Below are 18,010 nucleotides of genomic sequence, written 5' to 3'. Positions count from 1 at the left end.
TCAATCAAAGGTAATAATCTGATACAAAAGTCGTTATCTACGTATTACAGCTGAAATCCAAATCTTACATATGAATACCATAAGGGGACGTGTATTACTTGCATTTTTAGTTTTGTTCCTACTTATAGGACCCTTCCTTTTCTTTGCCTTCAATAGCCTAAAAAAAATTGATAATGCTAAATCGTTCCGAGAAAGTATTGCTGTTTTTGATGGTAATCGTTTAAAAGCCGACAGTGAGTTTTTCTATATTCTTGATTTTGATGCAAAACTGGATTCCTTCTACATTGAAAAATCCACCCACAGTATTCGTAAATACCATAAATACATAGAAAATTCCAAAAATGCACTGGAAGATGTTCAATTGGCAAAAGGAAATTCTGATGGCTCGATTAACAAAAAGCTCGGTAGAATCTCAAAAGATCTGGATAGTCTAAATTCTAAAATAATCCATACCCTGGGGCTAATGCAGCATAGGGGTTTCAGAAATTTTGGAACCATTGGAAAAATGAGGGAATACATCCATGAGCTAGAATCTGGCCACAATGATATCACCCTCACGGAAATTCTTCAGTTACGCAGAAGAGAAAAGGATTTCTTCTTGAGAAATGATTACAAATATGCCCAAGAACTGAACAAATTGTGTGATGTGCTCATAGGAAGATTGTCCACAAGCCCTAATCCAGACAAAAAGACTTTGGAACTACTTATGGGGTACCAACAAAATTTTAACCTCATAGTGCATCTTAAAAGGGAAATTGGAGACGTAAATTCTGGTCTGGTCAACGAGATAAAACATATACACGGTAGTCTCAACGCAAAAATCGATGAGCTTTATGCGATTGTTGATTCAGATTCTGAAAAAATGATAGGAAGCATGGAGTCATACCTAGCTCTTTTCCTTGTCATTACCATTGTGTTTGCCATATTATGTGCTTTTGTATTCTCTGGTCATATAGCCACCCCAATAAAAAAATTGATTTCAGATATGGACTCCATTGTCCAGAATAATTTTGAAGGCCAGCTTACCAGAAATAAAGGACCCAAGATTGATGAGATTGAAAAACTGACAGGCACCTATAATGGCCTGGTAAACAAAATACGTTCCCAGATTGATAGCCTTAGCGAAAAGAACAAATCGTTGAGTAGCTTGAATGGTTTGTTAGTAGAGTCCGAAAACGAATTAAAAGAAGCCTCGAGGATAAAAGATAAATTCTTCTCGATCATATCCCACGATCTAAGGGGGCACGCTGGTAATGTCCTTTCCTTGGCCACTATGCTAAAGGAAGACAACGGCAATCTGGCAGATGATGAGAAAAAGGTATTTGTTAAATATATCTCCGATGCATCCCAAAATCTACAATTGTTGTTGGACAATCTCCTAAACTGGGCCAAAACACAAATGAACGACCATAATGTTCATAAAAGGATGTTCAACGTAAATCAAATCATTGAAAAAAATGTTGGCCTTTTCAGGGAGAATGCATTGCGTAAAAACATTTCAATTCAGCATACCGTGAAAGAGCTTCCGAGTGTATATGCTGATAAAAATATGATTGATTTCGTAGTTCGGAACCTTCTGTCCAACGCGCTTAAATTTACACGAAGCGGAGATATCATAACATTGGACGTGGAAGAACATGACCATCATATTGAAATTAAAGTAAAGGACACTGGTGTTGGTATGAAACCGGAACATAGAAAAGCCCTACTTAAATCGACCAAGGAAAATATCTCTACCAGAGGTACCGACAATGAACAAGGTACGGGCTTAGGGTTTGCCATCTGCAAGGATTTCATCAATAGAAACAACGGTACGGTTGAAATTGAGTCCGAAGTAAACAAAGGAAGTACCTTTTCTTTTACATTACCTACTAATTTGAACAGGGACAGTATCCTTAAGGTGTCCTAATTAAAATTAATCTTTAAGTACTTCGAGTTTAGCAAAACGTAAAAGCAGTTTCTTTATATCTCCTTTTTCAAATTGAATTTCAGCTTTCTTGTCATTGCCCACACCCTCTATTTTCAAAACTTTTCCTCTACCAAAACGGGTATGGTTGACCATGCATCCTTCCACTAAATCCGGATTTACTGAATGTGTGCTTTTTGAGGGAGAGGAAAGTTCTGGTTTTAGCTTTCTAAGCCTCCTGAGCTGATTTTCGTTTGGGCGTTGAACAGCAGGAGGAGTGCCATTTTTTGGTTTTATTTGACGTAGTTTGCTTTTGTCTACCTCACCAAAAATATTGGCATCAATCATAGATTTATAGCGATAACCATCATTGACCGGAGTAAGATTTTCCACATATTGCTCATCAATCTCCTCCAAAAATCTGCTTGGTTCTGCATCAATCAACTTGCCCCACCTGTACCTGTTTTGTGTGTAGGTTAGAAATGCCTGTTTTTCCGCTCTGGTAAGGGCCACATAAAACAATCGTCTTTCCTCTTCCAGTTCGCTACGCGTATTCATGCTCATGGCAGAAGGAAACAAATCTTCCTCCATACCTACCACATACACATATGGAAACTCAAGTCCCTTGGCCAAATGTATGGTCATCAAAGCAACCCGGTCATCATCCCCTACATCCTTGTCCATATCCGTGGCCAAAGCCACATCCTCTAAAAATTCGGTTAGGTCTCCTGTAGCATCAGCGAGTTCCTTTTGACCTTCAACAAAATCCTTGATTCCATTTAAAAGTTCTTCAATGTTTTCCATTCGGGCTATGCCCTCAGGAGTCCCATCTTTTTTAAATTCCAGAAGAAGTCCTGTTTTTTTGGCAACATGCTCCGAAAGTGTAAAAGCATCCGCCTCCTGATTCATGATCTGAAAACTTTTGATCATGGTCACGAAATCTTCCAATTTGCGCTTGGTACCTGCATTGATTTTTAAATCAAGCTTATCCAAGTTTTCCATGACCTCATAAATAGACCTGCCATAATGATTGGCAGCTACGGTAAGTTTGTCCATGGTGCTTTGCCCAATTCCCCTGGCCGGAAAGTTGATGACCCTTTTAAGGGCTTCTTCATCCTTTGGGTTTACAATGAGCCGTAAATAGGCCAGAACATCTTTGATTTCCTTTCGTTGATAAAAGGAAAGTCCTCCATAAATCCGATATGGAATATCCCTTTTCCTCAAAGCATCCTCAATGGCCCTGGATTGGGAGTTGGTACGGTACAATACCGCAAAATTGCTGTTCAAAAGCTGCTCTTGCATCTTCAGCTCAAAAATGGAGCCGGCTACGTATCTGCCCTCCTCGGCATCAGTAACACTTCTATGAATCTTTATTTTATTTCCCTCATCATTTGAGGTCCATACCACTTTTTGAAGTTGATCTCGGTTTTTTTCGATTATCGAATTAGCCGCATTGACAATATTCTTGGTGGAACGATAATTCTGCTCCAACCTGTAGACCGCCACATCTTCATAATCTCTTTGAAAATTCAGGATGTTGCTAATGTTGGCCCCTCTAAACGAATAGATACTTTGTGCATCATCCCCTACCACACAAATGTTCTGATAACGGTCTGCCAAGGCTTTCACAATCAAATATTGGGAATGATTGGTATCTTGATACTCATCTACCAAAATATATCGGAACCTATCCTGATATTTCATCAACACTTCAGGGAAACGGGTCAGCAACTCATTGGTGCGAAGCAAAAGATCATCAAAATCCATGGCACCCGCCTTAAAGCAACGATCTACATAATTTTGATAGATTTCACCCAATCTTGGCCGCTTGGCCATGGCATCGGCTTCCACCAGCTCCGGGTTCTGAAAATAAGCCTTTACCGTGATTAAACTGTTCTTGTACGATGAAATCCTATTCTGTATCTGCTTGTACTTATAAATATCCTTGTCAAGCCCCATCTCCTTTATAATGGAAGCTATCAACCTTTGGGAGTCTTGTGTATCGTAGATGGTAAAATTGCTGGGGTAGCCCAATTTGTCACCATCAAAACGCAAGAGTTTGGCGAATACCGAGTGGAAAGTACCCATCCATAGGTTCTTTGCTTCAGAATCCCCAACAATGCTGGCAATCCGTTTTTTCATTTCCCGAGCTGCCTTATTGGTAAAGGTCAGGGCCAGAATATTGAAAGAATCCACACCCTGTTGCATTAAATGGGCAATACGGTAGGTCAAAACCCTGGTTTTTCCAGAACCTGCTCCTGCAATGACCATAAGAGCACCATCTTTGTGGAGCACTGGGGCACGCTGCGCATCATTTAATTCATCCAAAAAATTGTCCAACCGCTCAATTATTTAAAAAAGTAAGCGTGAAATTAGCCAATAATGGTCTCATGCTAAAATCATCCTTTCAATACTTATAAACACAAACTGTCTATTAATTGGAATTTGAATATATTTAAAACCTCAACTAAACATTTTTATGAAATATAACTTCCTTGTGATCCTAAGCTTCGTCTTGGTTTATAGCTCCGGATCAGCGCAAGAAAAACAGGCGGGTCCAATCATTGAATCTTACGGAAAAGTCTGGAACATTGAAAATCCCGATTTTAAAACTGATAAAACGGCTGAATTCAAAGTAGTCTTCGACATTATGAAAAGTCCGGAATCCCATTCCGAAATCAATAGGACCATTGAAACTGCCGCTCGCTTTTTGAACATGCATGCCCAACACGGAATTCCTGCTTCCCAATTAAAAGTTACTCTGGTAGTGCACAACAATGCCTCCAAGGACATCACACATAATGAAGCATACAAAGCCAGATATGGTGTAGAAAACCCCAACTACGACATGGTAAAGGATTTGATGGATGCCGGGGTTGAGGTCATTATGTGCGGACAATCATCAAGGTCTAGAAATTTTCCAAAGGAAGACCTTATTCCCGGAACCAAAATTGCACTTTCTGCCATGACTGCTCTAATACAATTGCAAAACAACAATTACCGACTAATTAAATTCTAACTCAAATAATATGCAAAGATTAATTACTCTAGCTATCCTGTTATCAGGATTGTCCATGTGGTCCCAGAATTCAAAACTGGAAAAGGACTGCCAAGCCATTGAAGACAAAGTCATTGAATGGCGCCGTGATATCCATCAAAACCCCGAATTAAGTAACAGGGAGTTTAAAACTGCTGAGAAAATCGCAAAACACTTGAAGTCCTTGGGAATAGAAGTACAAACTGGTGTTGCCCATACGGGAGTTGTTGGACTTTTAAAAGGAGACCAACCCGGTAAGGTTGTAGCCCTAAGAGCAGATATTGATGCCCTTCCGGTTACTGAACGAAACGACCTGCCTTTTAAATCCAATGTCACCTCAGAATATCTTGGTCAACAAGTCGGAGTAATGCATGCCTGCGGACATGACACCCATGTGGCCATTTTAATGGGTGTTGCCGAGGTGCTTTCCAAAAACAAGGATAAAATCAAAGGCTCTGTGAAATTCGTTTTCCAACCCGCTGAAGAAGGTGCACCTCCCGGAGAAGAAGGTGGAGCTGAACTTATGGTCAAAGAAGGTGTACTTGAAAACCCTAAAGTAGATGCCATTTTTGGTCTTCATATAGGTTCTTACCTTCCTGTTGGACATATTGCATACAAACCAGGTGGAGCTTTGGCCGCTGCACAGCGTTTTGTGGTAAATATAAAAGGGAAACAATCACATGGCTCTCAACCATGGGCTGGTGTTGACCCAGTTCTTGTAGCCGCTAAAATTATTGATGGATACCAGTCCATTGTTAGTAGGGAATTGGAACTTACTAAGGAGGCAGCTGTCATTACGGTAGGAAAGGTTAGCGCAGGTGTTCGCAACAACATCATCCCTGAAAGTGCTGAACTGATAGGCACCATCCGTACCTTGGATTATGATATGCAGAAACAGGTAAACGCACGTATGAAAGAAATGGCCGCAGATATTGCCAAAGCCTATCGTGCAGAGGCTACTGTGGAAATAGCCAAAGGTGTGCCAATTACCTACAATGATCCTGAACTAACGGAAAAATCCTTGCCCAGCCTAAAGAATGTTGCCGGGGAAGAAAACGTACATCTCATCAAGGCTATCACGGGAGCTGAAGACTTTTCTTTTTATCAAGAAAAAATACCTGGGTTCTTTTTTGTCTTGGGAGGAAAAGACCCCAAAGCTGGTCCAGATGAACACTTTCCGCACCACACTCCAGATTTTAAAATTGACGATAGTGGATTGTTATTGGGGGTAAAAGCAATGACGAACATTGCTTTGGATTATCTGAACATGTAACATGGAAACAGTATTGGGATTTTTGGAAAATGTTCCTTGGTGGGCATGGGTCATAGGACTTCTGTTCCTAGTAGCCTTAAGGGATATCTTTTTTCAAAAATCCCATACCATAAGCCATAACTTTCCAATAGTTGGACATTTAAGGTATTGGCTGGAAAGCATAGGTCCAGAAATGCGTCAATATTTTGTGGCCAACAATCGGGAAGAGCTTCCTTTTAATAGAATTGAGCGTGGCTGGATATACGCTTCTGCCAAAAAGGAGAACAATTATGAAGGTTTTGGTACCGATCGTGACATTTATGCGCATCAGCACATTTTCGTAAAAAATGCCATGATCGGCTATCAAATGTCCGAAGACCACCCAAATAGATTGGATTACTGTTTTTTACCTTGTGCCAAGGTCATTGGAGCATACAACAAACGTAAAAAACCTTATAGACCGGCATCCGCCATCAATGTTTCAGCGATGAGCTTCGGGTCTCTTTCAGCAAGGGCCATTGAGTCTCTGAACAAAGGCGTTGAAAAATCTGGTGCCTACCACAATACGGGCGAAGGCGGTTTATCTCCTTACCATAAGCAAGGTGGAGATGTCATATTCCATTTTGGAACAGGGTACTTTGGAGTGCGCTCCAGAGAAGGGAAGTTTTCAATGGAAAAGTTAAAAATTTTGGTGGATGAAAACCCGTGCATCAAAGCAATTGAAATAAAACTTTCTCAAGGTGCAAAACCTGGCAAAGGTGGGGTGCTTCCAGGTTCCAAGATTACTCCTGAAATTGCCGAGATTAGAGGGGTTGAAGTTGGGAAGGATGTCCTCTCCCCTGCTACGCATACGGCTTTCAACTCTATTCCAGAACTGCTGGAACTGATTGAATCCATTGCAAATGAGACGGGGCTTCCAGTAGGCATAAAAGGAGCTATTGGCAAATTGGACCAATGGAAAGAACTGGCCGATTTGATGAAAAAAAACGGAACAGGCCCTGATTTCATCACCGTTGATGGCGGCGAGGGAGGTACCGGAGCAGCTCCGCCCAGTTTTGCAGACCATGTTTCCCTTCCTTGGGTCTATGGATTTGCCTCCGTTTATAAAATATTTCAAGATGCCGGATTGACCAACCGGATAGTGTTCATTGGAAGTGGCAAATTGGGATTCCCAGCAAAAGCGGCCATGGCTTTTGCCATGGGAGTTGACTGTATCAATGTGGCTCGGGAGGCCATGATGAGCATTGGTTGCATTCAAGCGCAGGTGTGTCACACCAATCGATGTCCTGCTGGAGTGGCCACGCAAAGCAAGTGGTTGCAAAAAGGCATCAACATTCCTTTGAAATCGGAGCGATTGGCTCAATATTTCAAGACTTTCCGAAAGGAATTGTTGGAAATAAGCCACGCCGCAGGATATGAACACCCATGTCAGTTTACAATGAACGACATTCAGGTCAACGTGGATGACGATTACTTGAGCAGTGACCTTGAAGCTGTATATGGGTATCAAAAAAAAGAGGTGCCCTTTGAGTCCATGCAAGCACTTTACGACTGTCAATATTTGGGAGGAAAGCCAATTCTGGAAAAAACATCCTAATTTAGTCCCATTATTGTATTGATTTAATATTACTACTTATGTTAAGAAGATTACCCTTTCTATTGTTTCTTTTGATAGGCTCCATGGCCTTTTCCCAGAAGAAAAGTGAACTTTTTGCCCAAATTGACGAATTAAAATCAGAAAAAAGTGCTGTTGAGCAACAACTTGCCGAAGCCAAACGAGAAATATCCTCCAGCAACGCCAAGGCAGAAACCCTGGAAGTAGAAAATGAAGGTTTAAGGGATGCCAATGCCACCTTGCTCAAAAATTTGAGCAGCTTTTCCCAACTCTCTAAGCAAAATTCAGAGAATGTAAACAAAGCCATGGCTGCCCTGGAGCGAAAAGAAAAGCAACTCAGTGGCATAAATGATATGATTTCTAGCAATGACTCCGTAGCGGTAGTCTCCCTAGCAAGAATTCAGCAAATGCTGGGTGAAAATGGCAAGGTAAATGTTACCGAAGGTATTGTCATCATATCCAATAGTTTAAACAACCTCTTTGGTTCAGACACCGGTTTGGAACTTACAGAACCTGGCAAGTTGTGGTTGAGCAATGTGGCCAAAATCATAGTGGCGAATCCATCCTTTACGGCCGAGATAGAAGGGCTAAATATTACAGGGGAATTTGGACCGACCTTTGACCAGGCTTCGGCCATAGCCAAAGAGCTAGTGGGTGCGCATAGAATACCAAGTGACAAACTTAATGTTGTTGCCAAAGACGGAAACTTTCGTGAAGGTATCAACATCAAACTTCACCCTGACTACAAGGGATTCTACGATAAGGCGAAGGAGAGTATAAAAGGGACTCAATAGCTTCATATAATATTGAGCATTTCATCGATACTTTTTATTGGTTTGTTGCGTTCTTGTTTCTATAAAATCAATAAAACCAAACTTTCTCATGAGTGGAGATGATATCCTTCAGCTTTTCGCCTATTTGTTGCCTGCCGTAGTAACGGGAGCCGTGGCTTTTTACTTTTTTAGATTGCACACCAGAAACGAGGATGGCCGTAGACGCTTCCTTTTACATAAAGAATCGCAAAAAGACACCTTGCCAGTTCGTCTGCAAGCCTATGAGAGAATGACCTTGTTCTTGGAACGGATAACCCTGAACAATCTAGTAGTTAGAGTTGCCCCTAAGGGAAAAAACAAAGGGGATTATGAAAACCTTCTCACTAAACAGATAGAGACCGAATTTGAGCACAATCTTTCGCAACAGATCTATATGTCCGATGAATGTTGGAACATTATCAAAGCAGCTAAAAATGCTACCATTCAAGCCATTCGTTCTGCAGCTATGAGCGAAACGGATTCGCCAGATAAATTGCGGGAAGACATACTAAACCAGACCATGGAAAAACAATCGCCTTCTTCTACAGCATTGGCCTTTGTTAAAAAAGAAGTGAGCGAATTGTGGTAACTTATTCCTGATGCTCAGGATCTATAGGACTGGTTTCCTCATTTTTATTCTTGGCATATAAATAACCCCTTTTCCACCACATGGTCATTCGCTCTTTGTTGAAAATGAGCGAATTTGTGGTCAAAACAGTTGGGGTATAATAGAAGTTGATAATAGCATCCTTTTGGTTGGCCACCAACTTTCCTATCCTCACATTTTGATTCTCGATTCTATCCAGCATAAAGCTGAAAATTGTGGTGATCAATTCAAACGGATTACGAACCGGCATCCTGTTTAGATAGTTGACCTCTGTATGTAAAACAACAACGTCTACCTCTGTTGCCCCTCGTTTTAGAGCCTCTTCAATAGGAACCAGACTACCCAATCCGCCATCAGCATATTCGCATCCATTTTTCTTGACCAAGCTCATGAAGGGCGTGTAGTTGGAGGATATCCATATCCAATCGCAAAATTCGTCGTAAGTACAATCATTGATGGATTTATACTCGACCTGATTCAACGAGAGATTGGACACCGTGACCACAACATCAACAAAACTCTGTTTGAGCTCATTGAACTCTTGTACAGTTATGGAGTTACGAATTAAGTCCCTTAGATTTTCGCTTTCCCCAAAAGTCTTTTTTCCTCTGATGAAGTTCCTAACCACATTCCAGTGATTAATGGCAATGGTCTCAATACCATGTTTCTTTTTGATGGTGAAAGGACAATTATTGAAAATACTTTCCTGGTCAACAGAGGAATAAATCTCTTTGATTTTGTCCAATTTGTTCAAGGCCAAGTGCGAAATCAACAAACTCCCTGTTGAAGTGCCTACAAAAAGATCGTACTTGTGCTTGGCCTCTTCTATTAAGAACTGTGCCACTCCACCAGCAAAAGCTCCTTTACTACCTCCACCGGAAATGACCAATGCCCTCATTTACCCAATGTTTTGTTCAAATATTGTTGTTCCTCCCAATCCAAGGACGGATAAAGCGCTTCCACCCTTGCAACATTACCCTCTTCTTTTAGAAATTCCTTCAAAACCTTTCTACAAGTTTTTTTGAAATGCCATACATGATGGCTACAGGCCTCAATAAGATTCTTTAGGGTTTCATCATTGAATCCTCCAATATTTTTTAAGTATTGAAAAGCCAATAGTCTGACTTCAAAATGATGTTCTGGACCGGTATAGGAATTCAACTCCTGGAAATATTCGGGTTTTAACGTGGTTTTGTAGTCTGGAGTTATCAAGGCCAAGGTCAGCCACAACATACGAATGTTTTTATTGGGAAGTCCAAGAATTTCGTCGGTAAGGTCCAAATATTTGTGCTGGCTCTCCGGAAAATCAGTCCAAAGCCTATATAGAGTAGATTCTAGGGTAACGTAACTTTTGTCCTGCAATAAGGTTTCGAAGGGTTTTTGAATTTCCTCTGAGATTTTTTCCACTGATAATACCACTGCCTGTCTTACCTTTTTTCCTTCTGATTCCAAAATAGTTTGGACAAAGCTAGGTGATAGCTCATTGCCATAATCCAATATCAAATGATGCTTTAACAAATCGGAATTTAGTTTTGGCCACTCTCTCTTCAATATTTTTTCGGCTTGGTTCAACTCCACTCCAATTTTAGTTCTGATTTCAAAATACGTTTTGATTGAAGTGCTATTTCTAATCAAAAAATCCTTTGCCGTTTCAAACGGAAATTCAGATTTCTGCAACCATGCCGTCTCAAAATCGGAAAGTTCCATACCCGAGACCTTTTCCATCTCCTCCATGAAATTGGAAATGGTAACATTTTTGTAGGCATATTCGGTAAGGTAACTTTTTATCCCTTGTTTAAAATTGGATTCCCCTACCCTTTCCTTGAGCATGGCCAAAGCCCAAGCACCTTTTTCATAAAAAGTAAGGCTCCCTGCATTGGGACTGGTCAAGGCCTCTCCATTTCCTGCACCGGAAAAATTGGACAACGCCCTTGCCGTTTCCAACAGGTGCCAATAAAAATAGTCCTCTCCAAAAATGTCCTTTTCGGCCAGATAAGCGTAATAGGTGGCAAAGCCTTCATGGAGCCAATGGTGGGCACCACTCTGTTCCGTAACCAGGTTTCCGAACCATTGATGGGCCATCTCATGGGCATTGACGTTCACATAATTTTTATCAAAAAAAGCAATGGAATCCACCACAAAAGTGTTGGAAAAAGTGGTAGCTGTGGTATTCTCCATTCCAGCGTATAAAAAGTCTTGAACGGGGACCTGCTTGTAATTTTGCCACGGATAGGGAATTCCTATTTCCTCTTCCAAAAAATCAAAAATTCGTTTAGAATATCTATAGGTGGGCTCCACCTTAAGACTGTCCTTGGGTTCATAATAGAGCTCTATGGGAATCCCTGAGGTAGAATGGAGCACCTGTTTTTCAAAATTGCCTAAGGCAAATGACACCAAATAGCTGCTCATGGGTTTTTTCATATCAAAGGTTGTCACAATACCTCCGCTGTGATTGCTTTTTACTTTGACGATTTTTCCATTGGCAATAAGCTCACCTATATGTGGAAAGGAAATGTTCAGGTCAAATTCCACTTTATCATTCATATCATCCAGACTTGGGAGCCAATGGCTTGTGTATTTTCCTTGGCCCTGGGTCCAGATTTGCTCGTTACCTTGGATGTTATCGTCCCATCCAAGAAAATAAACCGTCTGCTCAGGTTTGACCTTGTAAGTCAATACTAAAAAATGGGTGTCCCATTGTTTTAGCTTCTTATGAATTATGATTTTTTCTCCATCATTAGTATACTTCACTGGTTTTTGGTCAAGTAACACGGAGGAAAATTCCATTTTCTTCGCATCCAAAAAAATGGAGTCTGTGTTACTGATAACATGAAATTTGTATTGAATAGTGCCATCAATCCTTTTTTCTTCAGGCTTCGGAGTAATATGGACCTCTGCATGTGTAAAGTCAACCTTATCCTGGGTTTGGCCAGAAAGCAATTGTACTAACAGGATAAAAAAGAGAAAAGAGACTGGCTTCATGCTATCAACATATCAAAAGTCTTTCCAAAATACATATTTTAGTTTGATGAATCCCAATTTTCTACAAACTCCCATTCCCTATCTCAAAGGTGTAGGTCCAAATCGGGCAGATGTCCTAAGGACAGAATTGGGAATTGAGACCTACAGGGACTTGCTTCATCTATTTCCAAATAGGTACTTGGATAGGACTTCCTACTACAAAATCAATCAATTGCAACCTAGCGGTGCGGATGTACAGATTGTTGGAAAAATCGTCCATATAAAGACGGTGGAGCAAAAACGCGGAAAACGTTTGGTGGCCACATTTGTGGACGAAACAGGCCAGATGGAATTGGTTTGGTTCCGCAGTCACAAATGGATCAGGGAAAATTTAAAATTGAATGAGCCTTATGTAGTATTTGGACGTATAGCACGATATGGCAGCAATTTTTCTATGGCCCACCCAGAAATGGAACTACTGTCCGAGCACCAAAAAGGGCTGAAAATAGCCATGCAACCTATTTATCCTTCAACAGAAAAGTTGAGCGCTAAGGGTATCACAAATAGGGTGCTTGGCAAAATGATGCAACAGTTATTTTTGGAGTCTAAAGGGCAGTTTCCGGAGTCCTTGTCCAAAAACATTCTTGAAGAGCTAAAGCTGGTTTCAAAAAGTGAAGCGCTCTTTAACATTCATTTTCCAAAAAACCAGGAACTGTTAGCAAAGTCGCAGTTTCGATTGAAATTTGAAGAGCTCTTTTTTGTCCAACTGCAATTGATTTCCAAAAAACTGCTGCGCAAACTAAAAATAAAAGGCCTCCCCTTTAATCAAGTTGGTGAATACTTCAATACCTTTTTTCAGCACCATCTTCCCTTTCAACTAACCAATGCACAAAAGAAGGTAATCAAAGAAATCAGGACAGATTTGGGCAGTAATGCACAAATGAATCGTCTTCTTCAGGGAGACGTAGGTTCTGGAAAGACCATCGTGGCACTTATGTGCATGCTCTTGGCCATGGATAATGGTTTTCAGGCCTGTTTAATGGCCCCAACAGAAATATTGGCCAATCAACATTACAATGGACTAAAGGAACTGTTGGGCAATATGGGTGTTAAGATGGCCTTGCTGACCGGCTCCACCAAAAAGTCAGAACGGACCCTGCTGCACAACCAGTTGGAAAATGGAAACTTAAACATTCTGGTAGGAACCCATGCTGTACTCGAGGACAAAGTCCAGTTTAAGAACCTAGGGTTAGCTATCATAGATGAGCAACATCGGTTTGGCGTGGCCCAACGATCTAAACTTTGGCACAAAAACGAACTCCCTCCCCATATTTTGGTCATGACCGCCACACCCATTCCGCGTACTCTGGCCATGAGTCTGTATGGCGACCTGGATATTTCCGTAATTGATGAACTACCTCCGGGCAGAAAACCGATTAAAACAGTACATCGATTTGATAGTAATCGACTCAAGGTCTTCCAATTCATCAAAGATGAAATAAAAAAAGGAAGACAGGTTTATATGGTTTATCCTTTGATACAGGAATCTGAAGCTTTGGACTTTAAAGACCTTATGGATGGCTATGAAAGCATTTCAAGGGACTTTCCCATGCCCGAATATCAAATTTCCATTGTACACGGTAAGATGAAACCAGCGGACAAGGATTATGAAATGGAACGTTTTGTGAAAGGAGAAACCCAAATCATGGTAGCAACCACTGTTATAGAGGTTGGAGTCAATGTTCCCAATGCTTCTGTCATGATCATAGAGAGTGCAGAGCGATTTGGTCTTTCACAACTGCATCAGCTTCGTGGACGTGTAGGTCGTGGTGCCGAACAAAGTTTTTGCATTTTAATGACAGGAAGTAAGCTCTCCGAAGAGGCCAAGACCCGGTTACAGACCATGGTGCAGACCAATGACGGTTTTGAAATTGCCGAAGTAGATCTTAAGCTTCGAGGTCCTGGAGATTTAATGGGTACCCAACAAAGCGGACTGCTCCATTTGAAGATTGCTGATATTGTAAAGGACAACCAGATCCTAAAAACAGCGCGCTACCATGCTCTTCAATTGTTAAAAGAAGACCCCAGGCTCGAAAAAGAAGAAAACTTACCCATTCTTTATGCCTATTCCAAAATGATGCAGAACAAAGAGATCTGGGGATATATTAGTTAAAAGAAAATGCCCAGCTTTCGCCGGGCATTCCAAAAATGTTAATGATATACTAGGTTTAGTTGATTCCTTCTCCTTTTTCGGCTTTTTCAATATTGGCCTGTACCCTATCTCGGTTGGCCTGCGCCGGGGCATTTTGCAGTGCAATCTTTAAATGTTTAACGGTAGATTTGTGATCTCCCTTAGCGGAATATCCTCTGGCCAGACCATAATGTACTGGCCATGTTCCCTTGTGGTTCTTTTCATTCCATTTAAAGACCTCCAAGGCTTTGTCCGCGTTTCCTTGTCCAATTAGTTGTCTACCATATCCATGGACTTCAAAAACAGTTCCAAGTGGCATAGCCTCCTGCATTAAAGCATCAGCTTCTGCCGTTTTGCCTTGTTTAGCCAAAATACGCGACTTAATGCTCAAATTGTTGAATGTTTTTTGACTGAAAAACTGTCCAGCTATTGCTGCATCAATCCATCCCATGGCCTCATCCAGGTCACCATCATTGTTCAATGCATAATTTGCGGCCTGCTCCCAGGTTTGTCTACTAAATCCTGGTGAAGTCTGCAATTTTTGACGGATATCGGCCAATATATTATTGGTGACATCAGTTTCTACTTTAAAGGGAATCTGCTTCTTTTCCCAACTCAAAGAAACAACAGCAGATGTGGCATCTACTTCGTTGAACATATAGGTGAGCTGCTCTACATGCGCGCCCTCTTTGGTCTCAACATCTACCCGTAGGGCATCGTCTTTTGGGTCGTAGAAGTAGCTTCCCCATGCATCGTGATTTTTAGAGAAAATTATCGTTGCCGTATTGTCCTCATTGACGATCATATGCAAACCATACTTTCCCGCAGGTAATGTTTTGCCACCAATGGTAAGGGCATCCGAAGTTTTGAAAATAGTATTCTCATTTGCTCCCGCCCTCCAGGGAGATTCAGTTGCGGTTCCAAAGCCAAGGTTGTTCATACCATAAGGCACCAAAGCACCCCAAATTTCACGGTCGTTAACACTGGGACGTGAATAGATAATGGTAACATCTGTATTGCCAATTCGCTGCGAAACCTTCGCCATTTGACTACCTCGAGGCAAAAATGTCAACTGGGAATAGGAACTGGTGGAAACGCATAGTATTGCAATGAGAATCATGGTCGAAATGACCGAGTAGCTTTTTTTCATTTGTTCGTTTTTGATTTGTTAATGAATAAACTTTCTAGGTTGAGTGCCTAAAGTAGAAAGTTCACGGCTCCCATAGCGTTACAACAATGTTAAAACAGAATGAAACATGTTAAAATTCAGGTATTTACATTTAAACCCCTAAAAACCAATAGGTAAATAGGGGTATTTAATTCATTAGAGTGGTAAAAACTCTTCGGGTAAGAGCTTACTTCCAAGAAAAATCTAATACTCGCATATTACCTCAGTATGATAATTAACAATTGTAATTCTTTTTGTGCCAAATATTCAAGAGCTGCCATTGAACCCTGTTCTACTCATCAAAAAGCGTCTTGAACATCGTAATTTTACACGCAATTTTTCACACGGAATTATTCCATGCTTTAAATTTATCCGCTTAAAAAACATTCAAGAAATAATGAGCAAGACACTCTTTGATAAAGTTTGGGATTCCCATGTTGTTCAACATATTGAAGACGGACCCGATGTGCTTTTTATAGATAGGCATTTGGTGCACGAAGTGACCAGTCCTGTTGCTTTTCTGGGACTCAAGAACAGAGGCATCAAGGTGCTTTATCCTGAAAGGACCTTTGCCACTGCAGATCATAATACTCCTACCCTAAATCAACATTTACCTGTAAAGGATGAGTTGTCCGCAAATCAGTTGAAGGCTTTGGAAGAAAATTCCAAGGCACACGGTATTCCATATTGGGGTCTTGGGCATGAGAAAAATGGTATTGTCCATGTCATAGGACCAGAGAACGGAATTACTGTTCCCGGAGCCACCATAGTATGCGGAGATTCACATACCTCCACCCATGGCGCTTTTGGAGCCATTGCATTTGGAATTGGCACCAGTGAAGTGGAAATGGTACTTTCCACGCAGTGCATCATGCAACCTAAACCCAAAAAGATGCGCATCAATATAAATGGGAGTCTAAGCACAGGAGTTACCCCAAAAGATGTTGCACTCTTTATTATTTCCAAGTTGACCACCTCTGGAGCTACTGGATATTTTGTAGAGTATGCGGGTGATGTTTTTAAAGCTATGTCCATGGAAGGCAGGATGACCGTATGCAACCTGAGCATTGAAATGGGTGCCCGCGGTGGTATGATTGCTCCGGACGAGAAAACATTTGACTACGTTAAGGGCCGCGAGTATGCACCTAAAGGTGCTGATTGGGACAAAGCCATGGAATATTGGAAAACCCTTTACTCTGATGAAAACGCCGTATTTGACCAGGAAATTTCCTTTGATGCTTCAGAAATAGAGCCCATGATCACTTATGGGACCAATCCTGGAATGGGAATGGGGATTCAGAATAACATTCCTTTGGCTGATGCTGTGGAAGGAGGAAATGCTACCTATAAGAAATCATTGGATTATATGGACTTCAACGAAGGAGAGACTATGATTGGAAAACCTATTGATTTTGTGTTCCTAGGAAGTTGCACCAACGGAAGAATTGAGGACTTTAGGGCATTTGCTTCCGTAATCAAAGGAAGAAAAAAGGCTCAAAACGTTACCGCATGGTTGGTTCCTGGCTCCCACAAGGTAGAAGAAGCTATAAAAGAGGAAGGGATCCTCGACATTTTACATGAGGCTGGCTTTGAACTTAGGGAGCCTGGCTGTTCTGCTTGTTTGGCCATGAACGATGATAAAATTCCAGCAGGCAAATACGCCGTGAGTACCTCAAATAGAAATTTTGAGGGGCGTCAAGGACCTGGGGCCAGAACCTTATTGGCAAGTCCGTTAGTAGCAGCTGCAGCTGCGGTTACTGGAAAAGTGACCGACCCTAGGGAATTAATGGAAGAAGTGGTAGCATAAAAATTAAAGAATACAAGAAAATGGCATACGATAAATTCAACATACTAAAAAGCTCTGCGGTCCCACTTCCAATTGAGAATGTGGATACCGACCAGATTATACCGGCACGATTTCTTAAAGCCACAGAACGTAAGGGCTTTGGGGATAATCTATTTAGGGATTGGAGGTACAATTCAGACAACACTCCAAAAGAGCATTTTGTTTTGAACAATCCCATTTACAGCGGAAAAATATTGGTTGGAGGGAAAAACTTTGGTTCCGGTTCCTCTAGGGAACATGCTGCCTGGGCAGTTTATGATTACGGTTTCCGTTGTGTGGTCTCCAGTTTTTTTGCCGATATCTTCCGAAACAACTGTTTGAACATTGGAGTTCTTCCGGTTCAAGTAAGTGCCGATTTTTTGGATAAGATTTTCAAGGCAATTGAGAAAGACCCCAAAACCGAGTTGGAAATCAGCTTGCCCGAACAAACCATTACCATCTTGGCCACTGGCGAAAGCGAAACCTTCAACATCAATGGGTATAAAAAGGAAAACATGCTTAACGGGTTTGATGATATCGATTATTTGTTGAACATAAAAAAAGATATTGAGGTGTTTGGTCAAAAAACACCACTATAATTCCTGTTCAATCCAAAGAGCAACGCTATAATCTCCG

Annotated in this window: 13 protein-coding genes; 9 read left to right on the top strand and 4 right to left on the bottom strand. The window is 41.2% G+C overall.

From position 1 onward, the window contains the following. Positions 1–70 precede the first annotated feature (70 nt). Entirely contained in the window at positions 71–1,909 is a 1,839-nt protein-coding gene (locus tag DX873_RS04610; protein ID WP_116183329.1) for a sensor histidine kinase, read from the top strand. A gap of 6 nt (positions 1,910–1,915) precedes the next feature. On the opposite strand, the gene DX873_RS04605 is transcribed toward DX873_RS04610, so the two are convergent. Next, on the bottom strand, positions 1,916–4,246 hold the full coding sequence (locus tag DX873_RS04605; protein WP_116183328.1) for an ATP-dependent helicase: 2,331 nt from the start codon (positions 4,244–4,246) through the stop codon (positions 1,916–1,918). Positions 4,247–4,385: 139 nt separating this feature from the next. On the opposite strand from DX873_RS04605, the gene DX873_RS04600 reads away from it, so the two are divergent. The 5 genes from DX873_RS04600 to DX873_RS04580 all read left to right on the top strand — a co-directional run bounded on the left by DX873_RS04600 (position 4,386) and on the right by DX873_RS04580 (position 9,211). Then, on the top strand, positions 4,386–4,925 hold the full coding sequence (locus tag DX873_RS04600) for a DsrE family protein (RefSeq protein WP_116183327.1): 540 nt from the start codon (positions 4,386–4,388) through the stop codon (positions 4,923–4,925). Between the two features lie 10 nt (positions 4,926–4,935). Beyond that, positions 4,936–6,216 (top strand): amidohydrolase, encoded by a 1,281-nt coding sequence (locus tag DX873_RS04595; protein WP_116183326.1) that lies wholly within the window; start codon positions 4,936–4,938, stop codon positions 6,214–6,216. Position 6,217: 1 nt separating this feature from the next. Then, a complete protein-coding gene (locus tag DX873_RS04590) occupies positions 6,218–7,792 on the top strand; it encodes an FMN-binding glutamate synthase family protein (protein WP_116183325.1) in 1,575 nt (524 codons plus the stop codon). Positions 7,793–7,830: 38 nt separating this feature from the next. Continuing rightward, positions 7,831–8,604 carry a hypothetical protein gene (locus DX873_RS04585; RefSeq protein ID WP_116183324.1) on the top strand — a complete coding sequence of 258 codons (774 nt, stop codon included), beginning with the start codon at positions 7,831–7,833 and terminating at the stop codon, positions 8,602–8,604. An 88-nt stretch (positions 8,605–8,692) separates the two neighbouring features. Continuing rightward, the gene (locus tag DX873_RS04580; RefSeq protein ID WP_116183323.1) at positions 8,693–9,211 is read left to right on the top strand and encodes a DUF7935 family protein; all 519 of its coding nucleotides are present in this window, start codon (positions 8,693–8,695) and stop codon (positions 9,209–9,211) included. A gap of 1 nt (position 9,212) precedes the next feature. Here DX873_RS04580 and DX873_RS04575 read toward each other — a convergent pair whose 3' ends face one another. After that, positions 9,213–10,127 (bottom strand): patatin-like phospholipase family protein, encoded by a 915-nt coding sequence (locus tag DX873_RS04575; protein ID WP_116183322.1) that lies wholly within the window; start codon positions 10,125–10,127, stop codon positions 9,213–9,215. After that, positions 10,124–12,211: a M1 family metallopeptidase gene (locus DX873_RS04570; protein ID WP_116183321.1), complete on the bottom strand. Its 2,088-nt coding sequence runs from the start codon at positions 12,209–12,211 to the stop codon at positions 10,124–10,126. Before DX873_RS04570 ends, DX873_RS04575 begins: the two co-directional genes overlap by 4 nt. Positions 12,212–12,257: 46 nt before the next feature. On the opposite strand from DX873_RS04570, the gene recG reads away from it, so the two are divergent. Then, positions 12,258–14,363: an ATP-dependent DNA helicase RecG gene (gene recG, locus DX873_RS04565; RefSeq protein WP_116183320.1), complete on the top strand. Its 2,106-nt coding sequence runs from the start codon at positions 12,258–12,260 to the stop codon at positions 14,361–14,363. 55 nt (positions 14,364–14,418) lie between these two features. On the opposite strand, the gene DX873_RS04560 is transcribed toward recG, so the two are convergent. Beyond that, positions 14,419–15,531, bottom strand: coding sequence for a DUF2911 domain-containing protein (locus tag DX873_RS04560; protein WP_116183319.1), 1,113 nt, complete (start codon positions 15,529–15,531; stop codon positions 14,419–14,421). 415 nt (positions 15,532–15,946) lie between these two features. On the opposite strand from DX873_RS04560, the gene leuC reads away from it, so the two are divergent. Both leuC and leuD read left to right on the top strand, forming a co-directional pair. Continuing rightward, positions 15,947–17,356 (top strand): 3-isopropylmalate dehydratase large subunit, encoded by a 1,410-nt coding sequence (gene leuC, locus DX873_RS04555; protein WP_116183318.1) that lies wholly within the window; start codon positions 15,947–15,949, stop codon positions 17,354–17,356. 20 nt (positions 17,357–17,376) lie between these two features. Continuing rightward, positions 17,377–17,973 (top strand): 3-isopropylmalate dehydratase small subunit, encoded by a 597-nt coding sequence (gene leuD / locus DX873_RS04550; protein ID WP_116183317.1) that lies wholly within the window; start codon positions 17,377–17,379, stop codon positions 17,971–17,973. The last annotated feature ends 37 nt before the right edge of the window (positions 17,974–18,010 follow it).

It is taken from the genome of Flagellimonas nanhaiensis (assembly GCF_003382275.1).
Lineage (GTDB): Bacteria > Bacteroidota > Bacteroidia > Flavobacteriales > Flavobacteriaceae > Flagellimonas > Flagellimonas nanhaiensis.
Note: the sequence above shows the minus strand (reverse complement) of the source record. Positions and strands in the feature narration are given on the sequence as shown.